This is a genomic window from Streptomyces sp. NPDC026515 (genome assembly GCF_055567595.1).
The window spans coordinates 112,031-129,918 of sequence record NZ_JBVHQD010000006.1; the positions used below are offsets into that span (position 1 = coordinate 112,031).

Annotated in this window: 12 protein-coding genes and 1 riboswitch; all 12 genes read right to left on the reverse strand. The window is 71.6% G+C overall.

The window, feature by feature from the left end:
* Positions 1-112: 112 nt before the first annotated feature.
* Positions 113-784 (reverse strand): transglycosylase family protein, encoded by a 672-nt coding sequence (locus tag ACZ4O3_RS13645; RefSeq protein WP_467722233.1) that lies wholly within the window; start codon positions 782-784, stop codon positions 113-115.
* A gap of 3 nt (positions 785-787) precedes the next feature.
* A riboswitch (cyclic di-AMP (ydaO/yuaA leader) is annotated at positions 788-959 on the reverse strand.
* A gap of 208 nt (positions 960-1,167) precedes the next feature.
* Positions 1,168-2,175, reverse strand: a complete 1,008-nt coding sequence (locus ACZ4O3_RS13650; RefSeq protein ID WP_362727409.1) for a transglycosylase family protein — start codon at positions 2,173-2,175, stop codon at positions 1,168-1,170.
* Positions 2,176-2,301: 126 nt separating this feature from the next.
* Positions 2,302-3,627 (reverse strand): cytochrome P450 family protein, encoded by a 1,326-nt coding sequence (locus ACZ4O3_RS13655; protein WP_385001019.1) that lies wholly within the window; start codon positions 3,625-3,627, stop codon positions 2,302-2,304.
* A gap of 61 nt (positions 3,628-3,688) precedes the next feature.
* Positions 3,689-4,684: a nucleoside triphosphate pyrophosphohydrolase gene (locus ACZ4O3_RS13660; RefSeq protein ID WP_362727994.1), complete on the reverse strand. Its 996-nt coding sequence runs from the start codon at positions 4,682-4,684 to the stop codon at positions 3,689-3,691.
* Between the two features lie 150 nt (positions 4,685-4,834).
* Positions 4,835-5,482: a SurA N-terminal domain-containing protein gene (locus tag ACZ4O3_RS13665; RefSeq protein ID WP_362727992.1), complete on the reverse strand. Its 648-nt coding sequence runs from the start codon at positions 5,480-5,482 to the stop codon at positions 4,835-4,837.
* A gap of 173 nt (positions 5,483-5,655) precedes the next feature.
* Entirely contained in the window at positions 5,656-6,483 is an 828-nt protein-coding gene (locus tag ACZ4O3_RS13670) for a glycoside hydrolase domain-containing protein (RefSeq protein WP_362727990.1), read from the reverse strand.
* Between the two features lie 93 nt (positions 6,484-6,576).
* Entirely contained in the window at positions 6,577-8,064 is a 1,488-nt protein-coding gene (locus ACZ4O3_RS13675; protein ID WP_467722435.1) for a protein kinase domain-containing protein, read from the reverse strand.
* Positions 8,065-8,102: 38 nt separating this feature from the next.
* Positions 8,103-8,720 (reverse strand): hypothetical protein, encoded by a 618-nt coding sequence (locus ACZ4O3_RS13680; RefSeq protein ID WP_362730119.1) that lies wholly within the window; start codon positions 8,718-8,720, stop codon positions 8,103-8,105.
* Between the two features lie 261 nt (positions 8,721-8,981).
* On the reverse strand, positions 8,982-9,698 hold the full coding sequence (locus ACZ4O3_RS13685) for an HNH endonuclease family protein (RefSeq protein WP_467722234.1): 717 nt from the start codon (positions 9,696-9,698) through the stop codon (positions 8,982-8,984).
* A 759-nt stretch (positions 9,699-10,457) separates the two neighbouring features.
* A complete protein-coding gene (gene mfd / locus ACZ4O3_RS13690; protein ID WP_467722235.1) occupies positions 10,458-14,027 on the reverse strand; it encodes a transcription-repair coupling factor in 3,570 nt (1,189 codons plus the stop codon).
* A gap of 476 nt (positions 14,028-14,503) precedes the next feature.
* The gene (locus ACZ4O3_RS13695) at positions 14,504-17,083 is read right to left on the reverse strand and encodes an ABC transporter permease (RefSeq protein WP_467722236.1); all 2,580 of its coding nucleotides are present in this window, start codon (positions 17,081-17,083) and stop codon (positions 14,504-14,506) included.
* Positions 17,080-17,868: an ABC transporter ATP-binding protein gene (locus ACZ4O3_RS13700; RefSeq protein ID WP_362727641.1), complete on the reverse strand. Its 789-nt coding sequence runs from the start codon at positions 17,866-17,868 to the stop codon at positions 17,080-17,082. Before ACZ4O3_RS13700 ends, ACZ4O3_RS13695 begins: the two co-directional genes overlap by 4 nt.
* Between the last annotated feature and the right edge of the window lie 20 nt (positions 17,869-17,888).

Genomic DNA, 17,888 nt, shown 5'->3' on the forward strand with positions numbered 1-17,888 from the left:
TGGGGGACGGGGGTGGCCCTCATGTGGTCCTCACCGCGGGGACCACGGTTGTGTGAGCGCTGTGGTTCGGCCGGGCGCCGCCTGCCACTTCGGGGCGCCCGCCTCCCGGGGCCTACTTGAGGTGCAGCTGCTGGCCCGGGTAGATGAAGTCGGCGTCGTCGACGATGTCCTTGTTCAGCTTGAACAGCGCCTGCCAGCCACCCTTGACCTTGTGCTTCTCGGCGATCGAGCTGAGCGTGTCGCCCTTGACGACCTTGTACTCGCCGTCGCCCTTCTTGACCTTCTTGCCGGTCGGGGTGGTGACCGTCTTCTTGGCGGCCGGACGCTCGGCGGAGCGGGAGGCGGCCTGGGTGTCGGTCGAGCGGGTGGCGGTGCTGCTGCTCGACGAGCTGGTGCTGCCGCCGGTGTGGGCGGCGCCGGACAGGCCCGTGCCGCAGACCGGCCAGGCACCCTTGCCCTGCGCGCCGAGAACCTTCTCGGCGATCTCGATCTGCTGCGCCTTGGTGGCCTGGTTGGCCTGCGCGGCGTACTGCGTGCCGCCGTACGCGGCCCAGGTGGAGGCGGAGAACTGCAGACCGCCGTAGTAGCCGTTGCCGGTGTTGATGGCCCAGTTGCCACCGGACTCGCACTGGGCGACGGCGTCCCACTCGGAGGCGGTGGCGGCCGAGGCGGTGCCGGTGGCCATCAGCGGAGCGGCGATGGCGACACCGGTGACGCCGGCGAGCGCGGCGACGCGGGCGGCCTTGGACGGACGACGGTGCTTGCCCTTGCCGGAAAACAGCATGGAGGATCCCCTCACCGACGCCTGCGAGGTGAGCTGTCGGGTTCGGGCCGAATGAGTTGCCCGGCCGCACACCTCACGGTGCGCGGCTTCACCCCGAGCCGGACACGGCAGCCTCAACCACCGGTCCCGGCACTTACCTTGGGTCCCCCGCTCCTGCCTACGGCGCTTGACGCGACGACTGTTCCCGGGTGGCCGCTGGCAGGACTCGGCGTTGCGACGGCCGGGGCTCGTGGTGACGAGCGGCCTCGACCGTAAACAGGCGATCCGGCGAATATCAAAGATGATCAGGGCTTCTGAGACTCATCCCACACTTTCACCAAAGCGGACATTTGGCTTCGAAACAGGGCGGGTGGAAGCGTCAACTCCCGCCGGTTTCAATCCGTTTAGCTACCGAGTTTCAGGGTCTGACCGGGGGCGATGTGGTTCGGGTCGGTGCCGATGTCCGCCTTGTTGGCGGCGAAGAGCGCGCGCCATCCGCCGTCGAGGTCAAGGGAGTCGGCGATGGAGGCGAGCGTGTCGCCGTCCCGCACGGTGTAGGTGCCGGCACCCGGGGAGGCGTGACGTCCGGAAGACGTCGCACTCTGACCGTTTGTCACGCTTTCGTCCGCTGAGCCACCACGATGCTTGCCACTGCTGCCGACGGCCCCCGTGTCGACCAGATCCCAAGAGCTGCCCGTCTGCCACGAATTGTCCGAGTCGTCGGCTTCGGGAACCACGGGGTTCTCGCTCACCTTCGAGGCACCAGAGCCTTTGGATCCCGACTTGTCCGTCTTCGTGGAGCCGGTGGAGGCGCCCTTGCCGGAGTCGTCGCTCGCACTCGGGGACGGGGTGGCCGAGTCCGGGTCCGTGGCGCCCGACGCGTCCGGCGAGGAGTCGGACGAGCCGGAATCCGATGAACCAGATGAATCCGATGAACCAGATGAAGAGGACGAATCGGACAGCCCGGGGGACGAGTCGGAGGAGCCGGACGTGTCACCGGATCCGCCGAGGCCCGTGTCGACGTTCACCGAGGCGTCGTCCGAGGACAGCCCGGCGAACAGGGCACAGGTCCGCCAGGGCTTGGTGCCCTGGTCGGCGAGGATCTTCTCGGCGACGGCGATCTGCTGCGAACGGCTCGCCTGGTCCGGCGTACTGGCGTACTCCTGGCCGCCGTGCTCGTCCCAGTCGTCCTGGGACATCTGCAGGCCGCCGTAGTAGCCGGTGCCTGCGTCCATGCTCCAGGAGCCGCCGCTCTCGCACTCGGCCACCCTGTCCCAGGTGCTGCCGTCGGCCGCGTTGGCGCTCGCCGCTCCGAGGAGCGGGATGGCGATGGCCGAGCCGGTCACGCCGGCCGCGACGAGAAGAGCCGGAGCCTGACGGGGGCGACGGTGACGACCGTTCCCGGAGAGCATGCGGAAACCTTTCGAGCGACAGCGGTGACCGGCGCGACGGGTCCTGCCGACGCGCCGCACTGATGGGTGAACGTATAGGCACACGATCACTTGTCACAAGTTAATGCCGCACAGATCACGTGAAGATCACATAGTTGAACGCCGGTCATCTTTGCCGGTGGAGGGCGCCACGGGGGTGAACTCCACGGGGAGCGTGCGCAGTCCGCGCATGATGAGCCCGCCGCGCCAGCGCAACTCGCTCTCGTCCGCCGCGAGTCGCAGATCCGGGAGACGGGTGAGGAGGGTGGCGAGCGCGCTCTGCCCTTCCAGGCGGGCGAGCGGGGCGCCGAGACAGTAGTGGATGCCGTGGCCGTATCCGAGGTGCTGGTTGTCCCGCCGGGACAGGTCGAGCGTGTCCGGCTCCGCGAACCGCTCCGGGTCCCGGTCCGCCGCGGCGAGCACCACGAGGACCGGGTCGCCTGCCGCGATGCGCTGCCCGCCGATGCCGAGCGGCTCGGTGGCGAACCGCCAGGTGGCGAGCTCCACCGGCCCGTCGTAGCGCAGGAGTTCCTCCACTCCGGTCTCCAGCAGCCCGCGCTCGCCGGCGGCCAGCGAGTCCTGCAGGCGGCGGCGCTGTTCCGGGTGGGTGAGCAGGGCGTACGTGCCGTTGCCGATGAGGTTGACCGTCGTCTCGAAGCCGGCGAACAGCAGGATGAAGGCCATGGCGGCGGCCTCGTTCTCGGTGAGGTGCTCGCCGTGGTCGGAGGCGCGGATGAGTCCGGAGATGAGGTCCTCGCCCGGGGCCGGCTCGGCGGTGAGCGCCTCCCGCTTCCGGTGGATCAGCTCGGCCAGATAGCCGCGCATCTTCTTCACGGACCGCGCGACCCCGCCCCGCGGCCCTCCCCCGTGCCGGATCATCATCCCGGCCCAGTCCCGGAAGTCGTCCTGGTCCTCGCGCGGGACGCCCAGCAGGTCGCAGATGGCGTAGATGGGCAGCGGGAAGGCGAACTCGTGGATCAGGTCGGCCTCGCCCCGCTCCGCGAACCCGTCGATGAGCCGGTCGGTCAGCTCCTGTACCCGGGGCGCGAAATCGGCCACCCGGCGCGGGGTGAACGCCTTGCTGACCAGCCGGCGCAGCCGGGTGTGGTCCGGCGGGTCGATGTTCAGCAGATGCGTCATCAGCTCGGCCTTGCGCTCACCGGGGATCCCGGTCTTCCCCTTCGCGTGCGCGGGCTCGTCGTGGTGCTCCGGGTTCTTGGACAGCCGAGGGTCGGCGAGGGCCTGCCTGGCATCGGCGTAGCGGGTGACCAGCCAGGCCTCGACCCCGCTGGGAAGCCGGGTGCGGTGCACCGGCGCGTGCTCCCGCAGCCAGGCGTAGGCGGGGTACGGGTCGGCGGCGAACTCCCAGGTGAAGAGTTCGGGCGCGGCGGGGCCGCCGGGGGTGGGGCCGTCGGAGGTGGGCTGGTTGGTCACCTCCTGACGGTATCCGGCGGCGGAGGGCCCTGGAGCCGGCCAGGCGGCCCGGGGGCAGTGCCTACGCGTCCACCCCTTCCGCGACGCGCACCGCGTCCCGGTACGCCCGGGCCGCGGCCCGCAGCGCCGACTCGGGGTCGGTTCCCTCCGCCTCGGCCCGTACCGCCAGCGCGAGCAGCTCGTACCCGATGCCCCGCGGCTGTGGCAGCGGCACCTCCAGACCGGCCGTCCGCACCCGGGAGGCGAGCTTCGAGGCCAGTGCGAGTCCGGGCTGGGCGAGGGGTATGCCGTCCGTCACCGACTCGCGCCGCTTCTCGACCGCCTTCGTGCGCAGCCAGTGCTCCTTGACCTCCTCGGGTGTCGAGGCGGTCTCGTCACCGAAGACGTGCGGATGGCGGTGGATGAGTTTCGCGACGATGCCCCCGGCCACGTCGTCGACCGAGAAGGGGGCGTCCGGGTCCTCCTCCGCGATGCGCGCGTGGAAGACGACCTGGAGAAGCACGTCGCCCAGTTCCTCCCGCAGTTCGTCGCGGTCGCCGGTCTCGATCGCCTCGACGAGTTCGTAGGCCTCCTCGATGGCGTACTTCGCCAGACCCTCATGGGTCTTCCGCGACGACCAGGGGCACTCCGCGCGGATCCGGTCCATGACCTGGACGAGGTCGAGGAGGCGGGCGCCGGGCAGGTCGTAGGAGGCGGGGAGCAGCTCCAGCCGGGGCATCGCGACACGGCCGGAGCCGGCGAGGCGGGCCAGGCCGTCGGTGAGGGCCGGCTCGCCCTCGCCCGTCGCCACGACCACCACCGTCCGGCCGCCGGCGCAGGCCTCGACCAGTTCCTGCGCGGTGGGGGCGCTCTCGTCCACCGCCGTCCCGGCCTCCCGCAGATAGGGCAGCTGCGGGTGCGTACCGTCCGCGCACAGCACCCGGTCCGCCGAGCGCAGCGCCTGCCAGGCGGGCCAGGACAGCAGGCCGGGGGCGACCCGGTGGCTGGTGGTGAGCAGGATGATCCGGCCGGGGTCGGGGACGGGGGGAGCGGGAGGCTCCGGGCTGGTGGTGTTCACCCTCCGAACGTAACGCACCCGCGCCGCCGGCCTCGGGCGATGTCCACAGGGCGGGGCGGTCGAGTGATCGTATGACCGCTCGCGTCGCCCCCGCCCGTGTCACCCGGCCCGCCGGCCCGGACCCCGCTCGCCGGGCCGTCCGCCCTGCGCCTACGCCGCCGTCTGTGTCCCGGCCGACGTGACCTCACGCACCCACGGCGTCTTGGTGTCCACCCGGCTGCTCTTCTGGATGTCCCAGGCGCCGTAGCGGGGGTTGAGGTCGACGTGGAGCTCCTGGGACGCCTTGGACAGGGCCTTCCAGAAGGCGGGCTGGCTGGTGTCGGTGCCGAGGAGCTTGGCGAGCTTCTGCGCCTCCAGCTGGAGGCGCAGGTTGTCGTCCAGCCGCCTGGGGGCGATGCCGTACTTCTGGAGCCAGGCGTTCTGGAGCGCCTTGGTGCCGCCGGCCTGCTGCGCGAGGCCGGTGCGCATCTGCTGGATCTCCTTGCGGGTGACGCCGATACCCGCGTCCTGGGCGGCCCGGTGCAGCACCTGGTCGAGGACCATGTTGTGCAGCGTGTCCCGGGTGAGGCTGCTGGTGGCGGCGAGCACCTGCTGGTACTGCTGCTCGTCCGGCACAGCCGCCCGCTGGGCCTGGCGTACCTCGTTCACCCGGGTCTCCAGCTGGGTGACGGTGATCCGCTGGCCGCCGACGACGGCCGCCGCGCCCGGGTGCGCGTCGCTTCCGCAGGCGGTGAGGAAGGGGACCGCGGTGGCGATCGCGGCGGACAGGACGAGCGCGGTGCGACGGCGGCGGTGCAAGGATGCCTCCCGAGGAGATTGTGCGACGGTGCACAAAGTCTTGCGGTGATCGATGGTAGGCAGTGGGCAAGCTCTGGCCAACCCATTCGACCAACGATTCACACGCGCATCCGGCACCGCCGCGCCACCCTCCGCAAGGGTTTGCGGTACCGGCCTCCGCGGTACGCGCCCGCTCAGCCGGTGATCGCCACCGGGGCGTCCCACGCGTCACGGTCCACGGTGATCGTGTAACCGCCCCGCGTCTCCTTGCTGTTCACCATGTACTGGTGTGCCCGGCTGTGCGCGGTGAACTGCGTCGCGCCGAACGGCCAGTCGGCCGTGGTGGTGTTGTTCTTGTCCCACAGCGCGTACCAGAGGTTGCCCGGCAGGTCCGTCTTGTCCTTGGCGTTCGCGATCGCCTTGGCGCTGGAGCTGGTGAAGCCGTAGAAGCCCGCGCGGTAGGTCTTCGCGTGCAGCTGCTTGTCGAAGGCGCGCACATAGGTGAGCACGGCGTTGTTGCACGCCGTGTTCGTCGTGTCGTACGCCTCCATGTCCAGGTAGATCGGGCTGCCCGCCTTCATGCCGAGGGCGGCGGCCTTGGCGACCGCGTCGGTGGCGTCGGCGGTGCCGAGGGAGGCGGCGTTCGTGGTGGTCATCTTCTCCGGGTTGGAGCCGCTCTGGCAGGACGGCTGGGCGCCGACGTAGAGCGGGATGAGCTTCCAGCCGGCCGCGGTGACGGACTTGACCCAGGAGGCGGTGAGGTTCGGCTGGGCGCAGCCGCGGTTCTTGCCGCCGACATAGACGGCGGCGGCCCCGTAGAGGCCGCCGTGCCAGGCCTTCATCGCGGCCAGGGAGGGGGCGGTGCAGGTGTCGAAGGCGCGCCCGGTGTACGTCTTCTGGGCGGGCCAGGTGGTGGCGGCCATGGAGGTCTGCGCGGCGATCCCGGCCCCGGCGACGACCGCGGCTCCCGCCACGCCCCACGTGATGTATCTGCGCTTCCTCGACTGCCGATGGCTGGACATGCCGGAACCCCACCCCTGTTGTCTGTGTCGCTGGCTGTGGCCGTGCTGTGCGCGGCCGTGCACGAAGTAGGTGCAGTATGAACTGCGCGGGAACTAGCCGCGCACCTGCCCCAGCCAGTGCAGCGTCCGCCGGACCTCGCCCGCCATCGGATGACCGGGTCCGTGCAGCCGTTCCACGTCGAACAGCAGCCGGGTGAGGGTGTCCTGGGCGGCCGGCCGGTCGCCGAGCGCGAGCAGCAGCTGCCCGATCCGGCGGCGCACGTCGTGCGCGAGGTGCGGGTCGCCGGCCACGTACTGGTTCTCGTAGTACGGCAGCAGCGCGCGGTACTCGGCGAGTGCCGCGGCCGGTTCGCCGAGTTGTTCCAGACACTGGGCGGTCTCGTACCGGAACCGCAGGGACTGCGGGTCGGCCTGCCCGGCCTCGGCGGCGCGCTCGTCGGCGAGCCGGCGCAGTTCGGGCAGTGCGCGGCGGTACTGGCCGTCGTCCATCAGCGTGGCCGCGTACTGCTTGCGCAGGGTGCGGACGACCGTGGAGTGCTCGCCGTGCTGGTCGGCGGCGACCGGCAGGATCGCGCCCAGGATGTCGACGGCCTGCGTGATGCGTCCCTCCCCGAGCAGCCGCTTGACCTCGTCGACGGCGGTGACGACATCGGGCCGCGCGGGTACGGCGGCCGCCGCGGCGGCGGGTTGCGGCGCGGGCAGCCGCGCGCGGTCCGGCCAGGGCGCGTGCGGGCGCAGGAAGGGGCGTGTGGGGTCCAGGGGCGAACCGGTGTGCATGCCGCGCGCGGGCAGGAGCGGGACGAGGTTCTCGTACACCTCCTGCGCCGAGGCGGGCCGGTGCTGGGGGTCCTTGGCGAGCAGCCGCAGCACCAGCGCCTCCAGCGGCTCGGGCACCTCCGGGCGGAGCCGGCGCACCGGCACCGGCTGCTCGTACAGGTGGCGGTGCAGCACGCCGAGCGAGGTGGAGCCGGCGAACGGCACCTCCCCGCTGAGCAGTTCGTGCAGCAGCACGCCGAGCGCGTACAGGTCCGTGTACGGGCCGACCGCGCCGCCCATCGCCTGCTCGGGCGCCATGTAGGCGGGCGAGCCGATCGGGGTGCCGGTGTGGGTGAGGCGGGTGCTGTCGGTCTCCATCACGGAGGCGATACCGAGGTCCAGAACGGTGATCGTGCCGTCCTGTTTGACCATCAGGTTCCGCGGCTTGAGGTCACGGTGGACGATCGGCACCGCGTGCACGGCGCTCAGCACGGCACACAGTTGCGCGGCCACCGCGACCGCCCACGGCCAGGGGTACGGGTCGTGCTCCGCCAGGTGCCCGGCGAGGTCGGTGCCGTCCACGTACTGCATGACGAGGAACAGCTCGTCGCCCTCGGTGCCCGCGTCGTGCACGGTGACCAGGCCGGGGTGGTCGACCTGCGCGGTCACCCGGCACTCCCGCAGGAACCGGCGGCGCAGTTCGTCGGCGTCCGCGCCCGCCACCTTGTCGGGGCGCAGCAGCTTCACCCCCACGCGCCGGTCCAGCCGCTGGTCGTAGGCCGTCCAGACCTGGCCCATGCCGCCCTGGCCGATGAGCGCGGACAGCTGGTAGCGGTCGGCGACGACCCGCCCGGGCGCCACGGTCACCTTCCGCCCTCGCCGCCGTCGTGCTTGCGCAGGTAGTCGCTGAGCTCGTCGAGCTCGGCACGCACCTGTTCGATCCGCGCGGGCGCCGGACGCTGGGGCGGCGCGGGTATGGGCGGCTGGACGTGCGGCGGCCGGGAGACCGGGGGCACGGTGTGCGGGGGCGGGGTGTGCGGGGGCTGCGTGCCCAGGGGCGTCGCCGTCGTGGCGTACGGGGAGGCGGGGTGCGGGTAGCCGTACGCCTGCGCCGCGGTCTGCGCCGCGTACGCCTCGCGCTGCCGCTGGAAGTGGCGTACGTCGGCGGCGAGGTAGTAGACGACCGTGGCCAGGAGCGCGCCGAACAGCAGCGTGATCCCGAGGTAGCCGCCGACCGTGTGCACGTCGTCGCCGGGTTCGGTGGCCAGCAGCACGATGCTGAGGACGTCGGCCGCGGCGACGGCCACCAGCAGGCCGTAGTCGGCCGATCTCCGGGTCACCGTGGCCAGCCGCAGCATCATCACCCACGCCAGGAAGCCGACGCTGAACACGCCCATCGACACGAACACCACACGCAACAGGACCAGTACCGCGTCGTGCGGCGGCCGCTGCACCGGCTGCGCATGGCCCTGGCCTTGCATGCTCGCTCCTGTTTGCCTGAAATAGGGCGTACGTGCCCGTCCGGTGCGTCCGCCGACGGACAGCACCGGACGTGCGGTGGTCGGTTCGAGCATATGGCCCGACACCGACGCGCGGTCCGGGTTGTATCGAACCGTTGTGTGGCGATCGCCGACGCGGCCGCGTGCCGAGGGGCGGGTGGGGTCACAGCGGCGTGCCGTCACATGCGCGCACCCCGGTGCACGGTGAACCGCGCCGTGCGCCGGGGTGTACGAGCCGTCGTGTCAGTGGGCCTTGAACCGGGACGGGGCCTTGGTCGGGTTGCCGCCCGCGGGAAGCTTCTGGCCGGGGCAGGCGGCGAGGACCTTCTTCATCGCCGCCTTCTCGGCGGCGGTGACCCACAGCCCGTACTTCTTCTTCACGGCCACCTGCGCGGCGACGTAGGTGCAGCGGTAGGCCTTGGCGGGCGGCAGCCAGGTGGCCGTGTCGCCGTCACCCTTGCCGCGGTTGGCGCTCGCGTCGACGGCCAGCAGGTTGAGCGGGTCGTTGGCCAGGGCTATGCGCTTGCTGCCGTCCCAGTACTTGGCGCCCGTCTGCCAGGCGTCCGAGAGGGCGACGAGGTGGTCGATGTCGACCAGGCTGCGGCCACGCCTGTAGGTGATGTCCTTGCCGGAGTACGGGTCCGGGTCCAGCACGCCGGAGGAGACCTTGCAGTCGCCGCCGGTGAACTTCACCTCCTTGAGGTCCCGCTTGAGTATGTCGTCCCGGGTGTCGCAGGAGTTGGAGTCGGTGTCCGCCCAGGCGGAGCCGAACTTCTCCCTGGTGTAACCGGTCTTCGGCGCCCGGCCCTTGACGGTCAGCGCGTCGGCGGCGGTCAGCGCCGCTCCCCCGCCGCCCGCGCCCTGGGCTCCCGGGCTCCCCTTGTCCTCCAGGTCCTTGCAGCCGGCCACGGCGAAGATCACGACGACAGCGATGACCGCCCCGCCCCTCAGACGCGCCACGTGCGCCCCCTCTTCCTTCCTCATTCCGCCCCCACGTGGGCGGATCTCTCCTGGCTCACGGTATCCGCCGCGCGGTTCGCACCGAATGAGACCCGAAGGGGCGGACAACAACCAACCACCCTTTACCGGTATCTCTTTGACGCACTGGGAGAAGCCCGGGCGATGCGCCCCCACGCCCCTTCACGCCACACCGCGCCCGCACGCAGTACCGCACGCCGTGCCGTAACCGCACGCTTTGCCGCTCCACGGCGCGCCAAACCGCCTGGGGTGGGTGGCGGATGGTGGAGGCGGCCGGCTCCTGGTGCGGTGCCGGCGGCCCGAAAGCCGCCGCGCCGCTCAGGAGGGGGCCCCGGCCCGCCCCGCAGGCTCCGGTGAGCTAGACCGCCCCGCATTCCCGCGTCGCCCGGTGCACCGGATCGAGCGCGTTCCCGTGGTCCACGAGGCACGTCCCGGATCCACGAGGTGCGTCCTCGGTTTGACGAGGCGCGCCGGCGGGCTCGCGCCCGGTCCGTGCGGGAGCCGGGCGCGCCCCGCGCCGGGCGAACGCGGGCGCCAAGCGGACGCGGGCGCCGACGCCGAGCGGGCGCCGACGCGTCGGCGACGGGGAGGGGGTGCCGGGCGGGCGCGGGCGCCGGCTCCGTGCGGGAGCCGGCGCCCCCCGCGCCGGGGCGGACGCGGGCGCCTACGCGTCGGCGACGGGGACGGCGGCGGGGCGCGGCCGGTGTCGAGGTAGCCGGCGGGAGCCGCGCCCCGGCCGTCCTACGAACCCAGCACCGACGCCAGGAACTCCCCGACCCAGCCCAGCAGCTCCCGCCCCACCAGCGGCTTCCCGCCCACCTTCGCGGTCTTCGGACGGGGCACCAGTACCTGGTGGACGGCCGGCTTGATGACGGTCCCCGGGTACAGACGCTTGAGCCGCAGCTCCTGCGATTCGCGCAACTCGACCGGTGCGAAACGGATGTTGGTGCCCTGCAGGACGATCTCGCCGACCCCGCAGGCGCGGGCGAGCATCCGCAGCCCGGCGACGAGCAGCAGGTTCTCCACCGGCTCGGGCAACTTGCCGTAGCGGTCGGTGAGTTCCTCGCGGACCGCCTTGATGTCCGCCTCGGAGTTGGCGGAGGCGATGGCCCGGTAGGCCTGGAGGCGCAGCCGCTCGCCGGGCGCGTAGTCGTGCGGGACGTGCGCGTCGACGGGCAGCTCGATCTTGACCTCCAGCGGCGGCTCCTCCCATCCCCCCGCCGAAGGCTCCCCTGCCTCCAGCTGCCGCCGGTAGTCGGCGACGGCCTCGCCGACCATGCGGACGTACAGGTCGAAGCCGACGCCCGCGATGTGCCCGGACTGCTCGCCGCCGAGCAGGTTGCCGGCGCCCCGGATCTCCAGGTCCTTCATCGCCACGTACATGCCGGCACCCATCTCGGTGTGCTGGGCGATCGTCGCGAGCCGCTCGTGCGCGGTCTCGGTCAGCGGCTTCTCCGGCGGGTACAGGAAGTACGCGTACCCGCGCTCCCGCCCTCGGCCGACCCGGCCGCGCAGCTGGTGCAGCTGGGACAGGCCGAAGGTGTCGCCGCGTTCCACGATCAGGGTGTTGGCGTTGGAGATGTCGATGCCGGACTCGACGATCGTGGTCGAGACGAGCACGTCGAACTTCTTCTCCCAGAAGTCGACGACGACCTGTTCCAGTGCCGACTCCGACATCTGGCCGTGCGCGGTGGCGATCCTGGCCTCGGGGACGATGTCACGGAGTCGGGCCGCCGCGCGGTCGATGGACTCGACCCGGTTGTGGATGTAGAAGACCTGGCCCTCGCGCAGCAGTTCGCGGCGGATGGCGGCGCCGATCTGCTTCTCCTCGTACGGTCCCACGAAGGTGAGTACCGGGTGCCGTTCCTCCGGCGGGGTGGTGATCGTGGACATCTCGCGGATGCCGGTGACCGCCATCTCCAGGGTGCGCGGGATCGGGGTCGCGGACATGGTCAGCACGTCGACGTTGGCGCGCAGCTTCTTGAGCTGCTCCTTGTGCTCGACGCCGAAGCGCTGCTCCTCGTCGACGATGACCAGGCCGAGGTCCTTGAACTTGGTCTCCGAGGCGAACAGGCGGTGCGTTCCGATGACGACGTCGACCGCGCCCTCCCGGAGTCCCTCCAGGGTGGTCTTGGCCTCGGTGTCGGTCTGGAAGCGGGAGAGCGCCTTCACGCTCACCGGGAACTGCGAGTACCGCTCGGAGAACGTGCCGAAGTGCTGCTGCACCAGCAGGGTGGTGGGCACCAGGACGGCGACCTGTTTGCCGTCCTGTACGGCCTTGAAGGCGGCCCTGACCGCGATCTCGGTCTTGCCGTAGCCGACGTCGCCGCAGATCAGGCGGTCCATCGGGACCGACTTCTCCATGTCGTCCTTGACCTCGGCGATGGTGGTCAGCTGGTCGGGGGTCTCCGCGTACGGGAAGGCGTCCTCCAGCTCGCGCTGCCAGGGCGTGTCCGTGCCGAACGCGTGCCCGGGCGCCGCCATCCGCGCGCTGTACAGCTTGATCAGGTCGGCGGCGATCTCCTTGACGGCCTTCTTGGCGCGCGCCTTGGTCTTCGTCCAGTCCGCGCCGCCCAGGCGGTGCAGGGTGGGCGCCTCGCCGCCGACGTACTTGGTGATCTGCTCCAGCTGGTCGGTGGGGATGTAGAGCCGGTCGCCGGGCTGGCCGCGCTTGGCGGGGGCGTACTCGACGACCAGGTACTCGCGGGTGGCGCCCTGGACGGTGCGCTGCACCATCTCGATGTAGCGGCCGACGCCGTGCTGTTCGTGGACGATGTAGTCGCCCTGCTCCAGGGTGAGCGGGTCGATGGTCTTGCGGCGCCGGGCCGGCATCCGGGAGCCGTCCTTGCCGGCCGCCTTCTGCCCGGACAGGTCGGTCTCGGTGAGCACGGCGAGTCTGAGTGCCGGGTCGACGAAGCCGTAGTCGATCGAACCGCAGGACACGTGCACGACCGAGGGGCTCAGCTCGTCCAGGTCGACGTCCAGACGGGCCGCGATGCCCTCGCCGCCGAGCACCTCGGCGGTGCGGGAGGCGGGGCCGTGGCCCTCGGTCACGTAGACCGTGCGCCAGCCGTCGGCGAGCCAGCCCTTGGTGTCGGCGAGGGCCTTCGCGGTGTCGCCGCGGTAGGTCTCGGTGGCGTGCATGCCGAGCTTGAGGGTGTCGGCGGACCCCGTCGCGTCAGCGGCATCGGTGAACGACTCGTCGGCGGCGAACGGCGACACCGACCACCACATCATGTCCCGCTCGCGCGCCCGGTCGCGGACGTCCGCGATCGACCACAGGGAGGCCGCGCCGACATCGATGGGCGCCTCCCCGCCGCCCGCGGTCGCCGCCCACGACGCCTGCAGGAACTCCTGGCTCGTGGCCACCAGGTCGGCGGCACGCGTGCGCACCCGCTCCGGATCGCAGACGACGGCCATCGCGCCCTCGGGAAGCACGTCGAGCAGCAGTTCCATGTCGTCGACCAGCACCGGGGCGAGGGACTCCATGCCCTCGACCGCGATCCCCTCGGCGATCTTGTTCAGCAGCTCGCCCAGCTCCGGGTGCTGTTCGGCGAGGGCACGCGCGCGGGCCCGGACGTCCTCGGTGAGCAGCAGCTCGCGGCAGGGCGGCGCCCACAGGCCGTGCTCGGCGACCTCCAGGGAGCGCTGGTCGGCGACCTTGAAGTAGCGGATCTCCTCGACGTCGTCCCCCCAGAACTCGACGCGCAAGGGGTGTTCCTCGGTGGGCGGGAACACGTCCAGGATGCCGCCGCGCACGGCGAACTCGCCGCGCTTCTCCACGAGCTCCACGCGCGCGTAGGCGGCGGCCGCGAGGGCGTGCACGATGTCGTTCAGGTCGGCGCTCTGCCCCGTGCGCAGCGCCACCGGCTCCAGGTCGCCGAGGCCCTTGACCTGCGGCTGGAGCACGGACCGCACCGGGGAGACGACGACGGAGACCGGTCCCGTGTCGGGGTCGTCGGAGCTCGGGTGGGCGAGGCGGCGCAGCACGGCGAGGCGACGGCCGACGGTGTCGCTGCGGGGGCTGAGCCGCTCGTGCGGCAGCGTCTCCCAGGAGGGGTACTCCACGACGCCCTCGGACGGCAGCAGGGTGCGCAGGGCGGCCGCCAGGTCCTCGGCCTCGCGGCCGGTGGCGGTGATCGCGAGCACGGGGCGGCCGGCCTCGCGGGCCAGGGCGGCGACCGCGAAGGGGCGGGCCGCGGGCGGGCCGACCAGGTCGACGTGCATGCGGTTGCCGTCCGCGGCCGCCTTGATCGCTTCCGCGAGTGCGGCGTCCTTGACGACGGCGTCGAGCAGACCGTGCAGGCTCATTCAGGGCGGCTTTCGTCGGGGGGCGGGCAACGCGAAGTGCCCGGCGCGGGCTGCGACCGGGGGGTCTCCAGCGTACGACTACGCGGGCGCGGCTGCCGGGGCTGTGGACATCGTCCGTCGCCCTGCGAGGCGCCCCGCGTCGCGGTGGCCGTACCCGGGGGACTCCGCCCCCGGACCCCCGAAGCCTATGCCCGCCCACCATCCGACCCGGCCGGTCAGGAAGCCGGACGCGAAGAACACCGACGCTCCGCCGCCGACCCGGGCTGCCGCAAGACCGGACTCGAAGCACCGGCCCGCACGCCCCGCCCCGACCGGGCCGGTCGAGGGCCGGACTCGGAGGGGGCAGGGCCCGGACCCCTCGTCCCGGAAACGGACACAGACGGAGACGGGGCCCGGCGCCGCGGAGACCTGAGGTCTCCGCGGCGCCGGGCCCTCCCCCGCAACCCCCGTATGCGGTGGCCTTCCGGCCGCTCCCGTCAGTCCGTCGCGATCGCCTTCAGGACGTTCATCCGGCCCGCCCGGAACGCGGGGACCAGTGCGGCGAACAGGCCCACGAAGGCCGAGCCGATGAAGACCCCGGTGATCGTCGGCCAGGGGATCTCCAGGACCTTCAGGCCCTGCAGGGCGAGCAGCTTCTGGGCGGTGGCGCCCCAGCCCATGCCCAGCCCCAGGCCCAGCAGGGCGCCGAAGAGGGCGATGACCACGGACTCCATGCGGATCATGCGGCGCAGCTGCCGCCGCGACAGACCGATCGCCCGCATCAGGCCGATCTCCCTCGTCCGCTCGACCACGGACAGCGCCAGGGTGTTCACGACACCGAGGACCGCGACGATGATCGCCAGTGCGAGCAGCCCGTAGATCAGGTTCAGGAGCTGGCCGATCTGGTCCTTCAGCGCCTGCTTGTAGTCGGTCTGGTCGCGCACCGTGTACTGCGGGTAGTCGTGCAGGGCGCTCTTGAGCGACTTGTACGCGCTGTCCTGCCGCCCGTCCCGGGCGGTGGCGAAGACCAGGTCGTCGAGCGGCATCCGGTCGGCCGGCACGTACTTGGCGAGCGTGGCGATCGACATGTACTTGGAGCCGGCGTCGATGAGGCCGTCGCTGCTGGTGATCGCCCGGACCGTCAGGCGGGCGGTACGCCCTTCCTTGAACTTGAGGGTGATCTTCGAGCCGAGGTGGATGCCGTGCGCCTTGGCGAACTTGTCGTGCACGGACATCGAGTCCGGCAGGTAGGCGTCCGCGAGGTTTCCGGCGACGGTCTTGGTCCGCAGGTCGGTCGCGTACGTCGGGTCGGCCGCCGTGATGTCGGTGTCCTTCAGCGTCTCGCCGTCGGGGGTGGTGTAGTCGGCCGAGGTGACCCGGTACTCGGTGACGCGCGCGAGCCCCGGGGTGTCCTTCACCGCCTTGACGGCCTGCGGGGTGAGCCGCTGGCCGCTGTCGGACTGGATGATGAAGTCCGTGCCGACGGTCTTGTCGAGCTGGTCGGTGGCGGAGGCGACCATGGAGGAGCCGACCACCGAGAGGCAGGCGACCAGCGCGAGGCCGATCATCAGGGCGGCGCCCGTGGCACCGGTACGGCGCGGGTTGCGCAGGGCGTTGCGTTCGGCCATGCGCCCCACGGGGCCGAACATCCGCAGCAGGACGGCACCCAGCACCCGTACGACCGCTCCCGCGAGCAGCGGGCCGATGACGACGAACCCGATCAGCGAGAGCACGATGCCGAGCCCCAGCCAGGCGGCGCCCTGCGACGCCTTGTGGGCCTCCGCGGCCAAGTAGAGGCCGTAGCCGCCGCCCGCGGTCAGCAGGAGGCCCAGCACGGCCCGTACGAGGCCTGCCCTGGCGTCGGCGGGGGCGCCCGCGTCGCGCAGCGCCGCCATCGGGGAGACCTTGCCGGCCCGCCGTGCGGGCAGGTAGGCGGCGAGGACGGTGACGACGACGCCGAGGACCAGGCCGAGCACCGGGGTCGTCCAGGCCACCGTCAGGTCGCTGGTCGACAGGTGCATGCCTATCGAGCCCATGAGCTTCATCAGCCCGACCGCGATGCCGACCCCCGCGCCGACCCCGAGGACCGAGCCGACCACGCCGAGCAGCAGCGCCTCGACGAGCACGGACCGGTTGACCTGGCCGCGGCTGGAGCCGATGGCCCGCATCAGGCCGATCTCACGGGTGCGCTGGGCGACCAGCATCGAGAAGGTGTTGATGATCAGGAAGATGCCGACGAGGAAGGCGATCCCGGCGAAGCCGAGCATCGCGTACCTCATGACGTTCATGAAGCCCTCGACGTCCTTCTGGTTGGCGTCGGCGGTCTCCTTGGCGGTCTGCACCTGGTAGCGGGCGCCGAGCGCGCCGGTCACGTTCCTCTTCAGCCGGGCGTCGGTGACACCGGCGGCGGCCGTCACGTTGACGTTCGTGAAGACACCGCTCTGCCCGACGAGCGTGCGCTGCGCGGTCTTCGTGTCCAGGTAGAAGATCGCGGCACCGGGGTTGGTGACGGTGAAGTCGGCGATGCCGGAGATCTTCGCGGTGTGCGTGCCGACCGCGCTGATCACGCCGATCTCGTCGCCGAGTCCGAGGTGGTGCTTGTCGGCGGTGTCGGCGTCCACCATGATCTGGCCGGAGTTCGCCGGCGCCGCACCGGAGGTGATCTTCATGGTGCGGGCGTCGTTGGAGTTCCAGCTGCCGACGATGGTCGGTGCGCCACTGGACGGCGACAGACTGTCCTTCTTGGCGTCGACGACGGTCACGGACGTCGAGAAGACCGTCCCCTCTGCCGCCTTGACGCCGGCCGCCGCGCGGACCTTGGTGACCACCGAGGCCGGCATGACCGGTGGCTTGCCGTTGTCCGAGGTCGTCTCACCGGTGTCGGAGGCGCCCTTGGCGCTGACCGTCACATCGGACGAGGTCGCCGCGAACAGCTTGTCGAACGTCGTGTTCATCGTGTCGGTGAACACCAGCGTGCCGCACACGAACGCCACCGACAGCAGCACGGCCACGGCCGACAGGGCCATGCGTCCCTTGTGCGCGAAGAAGTTGCGCATCGAGGTCTTCATGACGGTCATGACGTACGCCCCCGCGCGTCGAAGTCCTTCATGCGGTCCAGGACGGTGTCCGCGGTCGGCTTGAACATCTCGTCCACGATCCGGCCGTCGGCCAGGTACAGCACCCGGTCCGCGTAGGAGGCGGCCACCGGGTCGTGCGTGACCATCACGATGGTCTGCCCCAGGTCGGTGACGGAGCTGCGCAGGAAGCCGAGGACCTCCGCGCCCGCGCGGGAGTCGAGGTTTCCGGTCGGCTCGTCACCGAAGATGATCTCGGGGCGCGCGGCGAGGGCGCGGGCCACGGCCACGCGCTGCTGCTGACCGCCCGAGAGCTGCGTGGGACGGTGCTTGAGGCGGTCCGCGAGCCCCACGGTCTCCACCACGCGCCGCAGCCACTCCTGGTCGGGCCTGCGCCCGGCGATGTCCATGGGCAGCGTGATGTTCTCCAGCGCGTTCAGCGTCGGCAGCAGGTTGAACGCCTGGAAGATGAACCCGATCCGGTCCCGGCGCAGCTGCGTGAGCTTCTTGTCCTTCAGGCCGGTGATCTCCGTGTCGTCCAGGAAGATCTGACCGCTCGTCACGGTGTCGAGTCCGGCGAGGCAGTGCATCAGGGTGGACTTGCCGGACCCCGAGGGGCCCATGATCGCGGTGAACTGCCCCCGCGTGATGTCCACGTCGACGTGGTCGAGAGCGACGACCCGGGTCTCTCCGGACCCGTACGCCTTGACGACCTGCCGCGCCCGCGCGGCAACGGCCGTACGCCCTCCAGTACCCCCGTGCCTGGGAATGGTCACAGCCGATGTCACGGTATGTCTCCTAAGTCGGT